Below are 2,647 nucleotides of genomic sequence, written 5' to 3'. Positions count from 1 at the left end.
AGATTCGGGACCTGGAATACCTGCCGACATGAAGGACAAGGTATTCAACTGGTTCGAAAACACACCGAGCTGGCGCAGCCAGGCCGCTGTGCCCTGCGCGAGCTTCTCGCCGCGGAAGCATGAGACCACGGCGCGGCGGCCGGCGAATGCGCCGCCCCAGTCCGTCACCTTGTCGTGGCTGAGCTTGATGGAGCCCGGGATCAGCCGCTGGTCGGCGGCAAAATCCTCCTCGGTCCGAACGTCGATCAGGGCAGGACCGTTCGCCGTGCCGATCAGCCGTGCCAATTTGTCAGACGATATCGCTGTGAATGTAGACATGTTGCGTCCTCGCAAGAATTGAACGGGACGCGATGCTTGGGCCTGTCGCCTCGTGGGGAGATCGCTCAAATCCCCATGGGGCAGATTACAGCGAAACTAAGAAGCACTGTCAATCCGCGAGAACGATGGACCTTCGAGAATTGGCGCTGGCCGGTCTATATTGCGTGACGAGCGACCTGAATCTTCTGGAGAATTCGATGCATTCCCATTCCATCGAACAATGGACCCACGACCACGCCTTCCTGGGCGAAAAGCACGACGAGAACGAGCGGCGCACCTGGCTCGTGGTCGTGCTGACGCTGGTCATGATGGTCGGCGAGATCGTGGCCGGCTCGCTGTTCGGGTCGATGGCGCTGCTGGCCGACGGCTGGCACATGGGCACGCATGCGGCGGCGCTCGGCATTGCCGCCTTCGCCTATCGGTTCGCGCGGCGGCACCTCGGGAATGCGCATTTCACCTTCGGGACCGGCAAGTTCGGCGATCTCGCCGCCTTCGCCAGTGCGATCATCCTCGGCCTGGTCGCGGTCGAGATCGCCTATGAGAGTGTGCTGCGGCTGATCAATCCGGTGCCGATCGTCTATGGCGAGGCGATGGCGGTGGCCGCACTCGGCCTCGGCGTCAATCTCGCCAGCGCGTGGCTGCTGCGCGACAGCCACCATCATCACCATCACGGTCACGAGCACGGCCATGCGCATGACGATCACGACGATCATGACCATGATCACCACGGCCATCACCATCACGACAACAATCTGCGCGCGGCCTATGTCCATGTCATGACCGATGCCGCGACCTCGGTGCTGGCGATCGCAGCGCTCGCCGTCGCCATGTATTCGGGATGGGTCTGGGCCGATCCCGCCGTCGGCCTAATCGGCAGCGCGGTGATCGCGAGCTGGGCGTTCGGCCTCGTCAAGTCGTCAGGTGCGGTGCTGCTCGACGTGCGCGCCGACGAGAAGCTGGAGCGGGTGATCCGCTCGCGGATGGAGGTCGGCGACGACCGCGTCACCGACCTCCATCTCTGGCAGGTCGGTCCCGGCCATTGTGCCGTGCTGCTCTCGGTGGTGTCGGACCAGCCGAAGCAGCCGGCCGCTTACAAGCGGCGGCTCGCCGGGCTGAAGGGCCTCAGCCACGTCACGGTGGAGGTCGAGACCTGCCCGCATTGACGAGACCGGAATTCTGCGGCGCGGCCGGGGTTGTTCCTCGGTCGGCCTGCATGGCTGCAAGGGAGGAACAATGATGCACAGGACCAAGCTCGCTCTCCTTATCGCTGCACTGACCCTGTCCGGCCCCGCGGCGCTGGCGCAATCGGAAAAGTCCGGCGTCGAAAGGCTCTACGTCCTCAATTGCGGCGAGGGCACCGCCGGCGACATCTCGCGCTGGACGCCCGGCCTGAACGAGGGCAAGACGATGGACTTCGTCGACGGCTGCTATCTCGTCAAGCACAGCAAGGGCTGGTTCCTGTGGGATACCGGCATTGCCGATTCCGTCGCTTCCATGCCTGGCGGTCTCGTGCCGGCCGACCCCAAGGCCGTCACCTGGCGGCGGCCGAAGACGCTGGCCAGCCAGCTCGAACAGCTCGGCCTCAAGCCGGAGGACGTCAAGGCGATGGCCGTCTCACATACGCATCCCGATCACACTGGCAATGTCGAGCTGTTTCCGCAGGCCCTGCTTTACGTGCAGAAGGCCGAATATGACTGGCCCGGCGCCAACAACGCACCGCGCTTCAAGCCTTCGCACCCGGTCGAGCTGCTTAACGGCGACAAGGATGTCTTCGGCGACGGCAGCGTGACCATCCTGTCGACGCCCGGCCACACGCCGGGACACCAGTCGCTGCTGGTGAAACTGCCGAAGACCGGCGCCGTGGTGCTGTCGGGCGATGCCGTGCACTTCAAAGACAATTGGGACAACCGCCGCGTGCCCGGCATGAACGTCGACAAGGACCAGAGCGCGGCCTCGATGCAGAAGATCGCCGACACGCTCGCCAAGGAGAAAGGGCAGCTCTGGATCAACCACGACAAGGCCCAGCGCGACAGCCAGAAGATGGCGCCGGAGTTTTACGACTGAGGCGCGGATCAGCCCTTCGGCGCGGTCACGTTGGGCGGGCTCGGCACCGGCGTCCTCTTCGGCTTCAGCGTGCCGGCATAGAACGAGAGCAGCCAGATCAAGAGGAGGGCGAGGAGGTAGACGCCCCAGGCCTGCGGCGGCGTGGTCGCCCAGCGCAGGATGCCTTTGAATGTGCGGGGCGGGCCGGCGTCTTCGCTCATGGCCCGCTTGTGCGCGAAAGCTCCGGTGCCGTCAATCCGGCCGCGGCCTGGTGCGGATCAGGAAC

General features: G+C 64.8%; 4 protein-coding genes. 2 read left to right on the top strand and 2 right to left on the bottom strand.

Annotation, left to right across the window (positions count from 1 at the left end; genetic code table 11):
* The coding region (locus MOV75_RS33890) for a rhodanese-like domain-containing protein (RefSeq protein ID WP_369010484.1) at positions 1–318 on the bottom strand (318 nt) is incomplete at its 3' end.
* A 197-nt stretch (positions 319–515) separates the two neighbouring features.
* Here MOV75_RS33890 and dmeF point away from each other — a divergent pair.
* The gene (gene dmeF / locus MOV75_RS33885; protein ID WP_246930476.1) at positions 516–1,481 is read left to right on the top strand and encodes a CDF family Co(II)/Ni(II) efflux transporter DmeF; all 966 of its coding nucleotides are present in this window, start codon (positions 516–518) and stop codon (positions 1,479–1,481) included.
* A gap of 70 nt (positions 1,482–1,551) precedes the next feature.
* Positions 1,552–2,382 carry an N-acyl homoserine lactonase family protein gene (locus MOV75_RS33880; RefSeq protein ID WP_246930478.1) on the top strand — a complete coding sequence of 277 codons (831 nt, stop codon included), beginning with the start codon at positions 1,552–1,554 and terminating at the stop codon, positions 2,380–2,382.
* An 8-nt stretch (positions 2,383–2,390) separates the two neighbouring features.
* Here MOV75_RS33880 and MOV75_RS33875 read toward each other — a convergent pair whose 3' ends face one another.
* The gene (locus tag MOV75_RS33875; protein WP_246930480.1) at positions 2,391–2,582 is read right to left on the bottom strand and encodes a hypothetical protein; all 192 of its coding nucleotides are present in this window, start codon (positions 2,580–2,582) and stop codon (positions 2,391–2,393) included.
* Positions 2,583–2,647: the final 65 nt, after the last annotated feature.

It is taken from the genome of Bradyrhizobium sp. PRIMUS42 (assembly GCF_023006515.1).
Classification (GTDB): domain Bacteria; phylum Pseudomonadota; class Alphaproteobacteria; order Rhizobiales; family Xanthobacteraceae; genus Bradyrhizobium.
The sequence above is the reverse complement of the archived record's forward strand: the minus strand, read 5'-3'. Positions and strand labels throughout refer to the sequence as shown.